The 5,877-nt window shown below is 60.9% G+C and carries 5 protein-coding genes; 4 read left to right on the top strand and 1 reads right to left on the bottom strand.

Annotated elements, in window-relative coordinates:
• Positions 1–124 precede the first annotated feature (124 nt).
• Positions 125–1,141, bottom strand: coding sequence for a C4-dicarboxylate TRAP transporter substrate-binding protein (locus tag MPJ51_RS18260; RefSeq protein ID WP_298389616.1), 1,017 nt, complete (start codon positions 1,139–1,141; stop codon positions 125–127).
• 409 nt (positions 1,142–1,550) lie between these two features.
• Between MPJ51_RS18260 and acs the strand changes: the two genes are divergently transcribed.
• From acs to MPJ51_RS18240, 4 genes are all read left to right on the top strand, one after another.
• The gene (gene acs / locus MPJ51_RS18255; RefSeq protein WP_298389614.1) at positions 1,551–3,515 is read left to right on the top strand and encodes an acetate--CoA ligase; all 1,965 of its coding nucleotides are present in this window, start codon (positions 1,551–1,553) and stop codon (positions 3,513–3,515) included.
• 7 nt (positions 3,516–3,522) lie between these two features.
• Positions 3,523–4,206 carry an adenylate kinase gene (locus tag MPJ51_RS18250; RefSeq protein ID WP_298389611.1) on the top strand — a complete coding sequence of 228 codons (684 nt, stop codon included), beginning with the start codon at positions 3,523–3,525 and terminating at the stop codon, positions 4,204–4,206.
• A 182-nt stretch (positions 4,207–4,388) separates the two neighbouring features.
• On the top strand, positions 4,389–4,673 hold the full coding sequence (locus tag MPJ51_RS18245) for a DUF4212 domain-containing protein (protein WP_298389609.1): 285 nt from the start codon (positions 4,389–4,391) through the stop codon (positions 4,671–4,673).
• 5 nt (positions 4,674–4,678) lie between these two features.
• A partial coding sequence (locus MPJ51_RS18240) for a sodium:solute symporter family protein (RefSeq protein ID WP_298389606.1) occupies positions 4,679–5,877 on the top strand: 1,199 nt, incomplete at its 3' end.

The following is a 5,877-nucleotide window of genomic DNA, read 5'->3' as shown; positions in this document are numbered from 1 at the left end:
CCCCAAAAGGCGGCGGTCCAGACGGCTGATCAGGCTGCCATCTTCCAGCACCGTGGCCTGTCCTGCCATTCCGGTGTTCCCCTGTTGGTGAAAGCAGGCCGGGCGCAGGCCCGGCCCAAAGTGATCAGTTGCCGCCGCGCTGCTGCTTCAGCGTGGATTGGACGAGATCATAGAGATCCTGCGCCGGAAGACCCTGCGCGGTCATGTCCTCGATCCACGCTTCGCGGATCGGGTCCGCCGCCTTGGCGCGGAACTCATCAATCACGGCATCATCTATGGTGACCTTCTGCACGCCCTTTTCGTCCAGAACGCTGTCCCACTGGTCCAGCAGACCACCGTAATTGGCCAGATAATGCGCGATGGCCTCGTCGACCGAGCTGTCCAGCGCTTCGCGGTGCTCGGGCGACAGGGCCTCATAAGCTTCGATATTCACCACGACGGGGCAGTTCACCGTGCCGGGGTTCAGGTTGGCGGTCCACCAGTCGGCCTCGTTGATGGTGCCGAAGGACAGATGCGCGTGCTGGGCGAAGGCGACGGTGTCAACCACGCCGGATTCCATCGCGTTGAACGCCTCGGTGGCGGGGACAGAGGTGGGCACACCGCCCACGGCTTCGAACGCCTGACCCAGACCGCCGGTGGCACGGACGCGCATGCCGTCGAAATCGGCCAGTTGATCGCGCGCATCGCCGGTGCCAACCAGATTATACTGCGGCATGGGCGAGGTCATGATGATCCGCGCGTTCCACTGCGCCATCTCATCCTTGACCGCCGGGTGATCATAGACCGCATGGCTGACCGCAACCTCTTCGTCCAGCGTGCTCACGCCGAGGAAGGGCAATTCCAGCACCGTGATCGCGCGGTTCTTGTCGCGGTGGTAGCCCGCGCAGAACTGGGCCATCTCGAAGGCGCCGATCTCGATCCCGTCCAGATTTTCGCGCGGTTTCGACAGACCGCCATAGCTGACATTGATGGTGAACTCGCCGCCGGTTTTCTCTGAGACCAGCTCGGCCAGTTTTTCCACATGCTCGGTAAAGGCCCGGCGCTTGCCCCAGACCGAGGCATTCCATTCCGTTGCCGCCGCCTGGGTGACAAACGCCATGCTAATGGCGGTGACTGCTGCACCGCTCAACATCTTGTTCATTATGATCTCTCCCTTTGGTGCGCCCCCTGACGGGGCGCTTGGAACAAAGCTAGCGCCAAGCACAGGATGTGCCAACCCCTGCCCCGAAATCCGGTAGGATCGGACCATTTGTGCCGATGACCGGGTGCAGCCGGAACCCGTCACCCTGTGTTCGGCATTCACCCGGGGCGTGCGCCGTTACAGTTAGCTTTATGGTTTTGTTAATTTTTTCGCCACTTGTTGTTAATAATTTACAAATTACCACAAAGTTCAGAAATTTATTTACAAACAAATCCAGAGATTACGGCAATTTATTTATTTCTTTTCCAATCCCCCTATTATCCAAAGCGGGGAGGAACAGGGTCGACTTTGCCTGACCGGCAGGTACAACGATCCGATATCATCCAATCCAGAGGGAGGAGCCTCAGAAATGACTACCGCTGCCAAGGCAGATGCCAAGACCTATCCGCCATCCGCTGACACCGTGGCGCGTGCCCATGTGGATGCCGGGAAATACGCCGACATGTATGCTGCCTCGGTCAGCGATCCCGATGCGTTCTGGGGGGAACAGGGCAAACGGGTCGACTGGATCAAGCCCTTCACGCAGGTCCGGGATGTCAATTACGATTTCGGTGCGGTCAAAATCAACTGGTATGCGGATGGCACGCTGAACGTCTCGGCCAATTGTCTGGACCGGCATCTGGAAACGCGTGGCGATCAGACCGCGATCATCTGGGAACCCGACGAGCCCACCGATGAAGCCCAGCACATCACCTATGCCGAGCTGCACCGCCGCACCTGCCGGATGGCCAACATTTTGGAATCGATGGGTGTGCGCAAAGGCGACCGCGTCGTCATCTATATGCCGATGATCCCCGAGGCCGCTTATGCCATGCTGGCCTGCGCCCGGATCGGGGCCATTCACTCGATCGTTTTTGCAGGTTTCTCGCCTGACGCTTTGGCCGCGCGTATCAATGGCTGCGACGCCAAGGTGCTGATCACCGCGGATGAGGCCCCGCGCGGGGGCCGCAAAACGCCGCTGAAATCCAATGCCGACGCCGCCCTGCTGCATTGCAAGGACACGGTGAAATGTCTGGTGGTCAAACGCACCGGCGGGCAGACCACATGGATCGACGGGCGCGATTACGACTACAACGAAATGGCGCTGGAGGCCGACGATTACTGCGCCCCCGCTGAGATGAGCGCCGAGGACCCTTTGTTCATCCTGTACACGTCCGGCTCGACCGGCCAACCCAAGGGCGTGGTGCATACCACCGGCGGCTATCTAGTCTATGCCTCGCTGACGCATGAGGTCACCTTCGACTATCATGAGGGCGACATCTACTGGTGCACCGCGGATGTGGGCTGGGTCACCGGGCACAGCTACATCGTCTATGGCCCGCTGGCCAATGGCGCGACCACGCTGATGTTCGAAGGGGTGCCGACCTATCCCGATGCCAGCCGGTTCTGGCAGGTTTGCGAAAAGCACAAAGTGAACCAGTTCTACACCGCCCCCACCGCGATCCGCGCGCTGATGGGTCAGGGCCCTGAGTTTGTCGAGAAATGCGATCTGAGCGACCTGAAAGTGCTGGGCACCGTAGGGGAGCCGATCAACCCCGAAGCCTGGAACTGGTACAATGAGGTTGTCGGCAAGGGCAACTGCCCCATCGTGGACACCTGGTGGCAGACCGAAACCGGCGGTCACCTGATGACCCCCCTGCCCGGCGCACATGCGATGAAGCCGGGATCGGCGATGAAGCCGTTCTTTGGCATCCTGCCCGTGGTGCTGGACCCGCAATCCGGGGTTGAGATTGATGGCAACGGCGTCGAAGGCGTGCTGTGCATCAAGGACAGCTGGCCCGGTCAGATGCGCACTGTCTGGGGCGATCATGAGCGGTTCGAAAAGACCTATTTCTCGGATTACAAAGGCTATTACTTCACCGGTGACGGATGCCGTCGCGATGAGGATGGCGATTACTGGATCACTGGCCGCGTCGATGACGTGATCAACGTCTCGGGCCACCGCATGGGCACCGCCGAGGTCGAAAGCGCGCTGGTCGCCCACGCCGCCGTGGCCGAGGCCGCTGTGGTGGGCTACCCCCATGAAATCAAAGGGCAAGGCATCTATTGCTATGTCACCTTGATGAATGATCGAGAGCCCTCGGATGAGCTGCTGAAAGAGCTGCGCACATGGGTCCGCACGGAAATCGGCCCGATTGCCAGCCCGGATGTGATCCAATGGGCCCCCGGCCTGCCCAAGACCCGCTCGGGCAAGATCATGCGCCGTATCTTGCGCAAGATTGCCGAGAATGACTTTGGCTCGCTGGGTGATACCTCGACCCTGGCCGACCCGTCGGTGGTCGAAGACCTGATCGAAAACCGGGCGAACAAGTGAGGATGTGATGGACGCTGCCACGACCACCACACCTGCTGTCCTGATCCTTCTCGGCCCTCCGGGGGCCGGGAAAGGCACACAGGCCCGAATGTTGGGAGAGGCATTCGGGCTTGTGCAGCTATCCACCGGCGATCTGCTGCGCGCTGCCGTGGCGGCCGGAACCGAAGCCGGCCTTGCCGCCAAGGCGGTGATGGAGGCTGGCGATCTGGTCAGCGACGAGATCGTCATCGCCATTCTGCGCGACCGCATGGCGGACCCCGATTGCGCCAAGGGCGTCATCCTTGACGGCTTCCCGCGCACCACCGTTCAGGCGCAGGCACTGGACGGGCTGCTGGCCGAGACCGGCCAAAAGATCAACGCTGCGATCTCGCTAGAGGTCGAGGATGCGGAAATGGTGATCCGCATCTCGGGCCGCTACACCTGCGCCGGTTGTGGCGAGGGCTATCACGACCGGTTCAAGACACCGGCGGTCGAGGGCAAATGCGACAAATGCGGGCATACCGAGTTTTCGCGCCGCGCCGATGACAACGCCGAAACCGTAGCCGCGCGTCTTGGCGCCTATCACGCCCAGACCGCGCCGCTGATCACCTATTACGACGGCCACGGCGTGCTGCAACGCACCGATGCCATGGGCCGGATCGACGACATCGCCCGCGATCTGCAACAGATCGTCGGCGACGCAATGAGTTAAGGGGGAGGAGACAAGCCGCAAGGCTTTGATCCTACAACAGAATACTTCAAAGGACCGCCTTGGCGGATCGATGGAGTTTTGCCTGGTGCCACCACGGTGCCCGGCACAATCGAGAAGCGGCCCAACGCGCTGGAGGAGTAGGCAGCGGGTCGCCTCAGGAGGAAGCGAAGGAGGAACCCGCAATGGCGGATCAATCATCAAACTCCGCGCAGGCTGCCGAGGCCGACAAGGGCTATTGGCAGGCCAACCTGCGCCTCATCTACATCAGCCTCGCGATCTGGGCGCTGGTGTCGTTTGGATTCGGCATTCTGCTGCGTCCGCTGCTGTCCGGTATCTCGGTTGGCGGCACCGATCTGGGCTTTTGGTTCGCCCAGCAGGGATCGATCCTGGTCTTTCTGGTGCTGATCTTCAACTACGCCTGGCGCATGAACAAGCTGGACGCCGAACACGGCGTGGATGAGGAGTAAACCCCATGGACCAGTTTACCATCAACCTGCTGTTTGTGGGCGCGTCCTTTGCGCTGTACATCGGCATCGCGATCTGGGCCCGCGCGGGGTCTACATCGGAATTCTACGCCGCCGGTCGCGGCGTTCACCCGGTCACCAACGGTATGGCAACAGCGGCGGACTGGATGTCTGCGGCCTCGTTCATCTCGATGGCGGGCCTGATTGCCTTTACCGGCTATGACAACTCGACCTTCCTGATGGGTTGGACCGGTGGCTATGTGCTGCTGGCGCTGCTGCTTGCACCTTACCTGCGCAAGTTCGGCAAGTTCACCGTGTCGGAATTCATCGGCGACCGTTTCTACAGCCAGACCGCACGTATCGTTGCGGTGATCTGTCTGATCGTAGCATCCGTGACCTACGTGATCGGTCAGATGACCGGCGTCGGCGTGGCCTTTGGCCGCTTCCTCGAGGTGTCGAACACCACCGGTCTGCTGATCGGCGCGGGCGTTGTGTTTGCCTATGCGGTGTTTGGTGGGATGAAAGGCGTGACCTACACTCAGGTCGCTCAGTACTGCGTGCTGATCACCGCCTATACTATCCCGGCCATCTTCATCTCGCTGCAGCTGACCGGCACACCCGTCCCGGCGCTGGGTCTGTTCGGCGATACCGCAAGTGGCGAGCCGCTGCTGACCAAGCTGGACGCCATCGTGACCGAGCTGGGTTTCAACGACTACACGGCCCACCACTCGAACACGCTAAACATGGTGCTGTTCACCTTGTCGCTGATGATCGGTACGGCGGGTCTGCCGCACGTCATCATGCGCTTTTTCACCGTTCCCAAAGTGTCTGACGCACGCTGGTCGGCGGGCTGGGCGCTGGTGTTCATCGCTCTGCTGTACCTGACGGCCCCGGCCGTTGGCGCAATGGCGCGTCTGAACATCACCGACATGATGTGGCCCAATGGTGGCATCGAAGGTGGCGCTGTGTCGGTCGAGGAAATCGACAACGATCCACGCTATGACTGGATGGCCACATGGCAGAAAACCGGTCTGCTGGATTGGGAAGACAAGAACGGCGACGGCAAGATCCAGTACTACAACGACGCAAACGCCGACATGCAGGCGCTGGCGGAGGAAAAAGGCTGGGTCGGAAACGAGCTGACCAAGTTCAACCGCGATATCCTGGTTCTGGCCAACCCCGAGATTGCCAACCTGCCGGGTTGGGT

The organism is Ruegeria sp., from assembly GCF_028066395.1.
Lineage (GTDB): Bacteria > Pseudomonadota > Alphaproteobacteria > Rhodobacterales > Rhodobacteraceae > Ruegeria.
This window is presented reverse-complemented; position numbering and strand designations above follow the sequence as displayed.

Bases quoted from the DNA above. Each gene is read 5' to 3' on its own strand.
- MPJ51_RS18250 (WP_298389611.1), top strand. From the start codon at position 3,523: ATGGACGCTGCCACGACCACCACACCTGCTGTCCTGATCCTTCTCGGC.
- acs (WP_298389614.1), top strand. From the start codon at position 1,551: ATGACTACCGCTGCCAAGGCAGATGCCAAGACCTATCCGCCATCCGCT.
- MPJ51_RS18260 (WP_298389616.1), bottom strand. From the start codon at position 1,141: ATGAACAAGATGTTGAGCGGTGCAGCAGTCACCGCCATTAGCATGGCG.
- MPJ51_RS18245 (WP_298389609.1), top strand. From the start codon at position 4,389: ATGGCGGATCAATCATCAAACTCCGCGCAGGCTGCCGAGGCCGACAAG.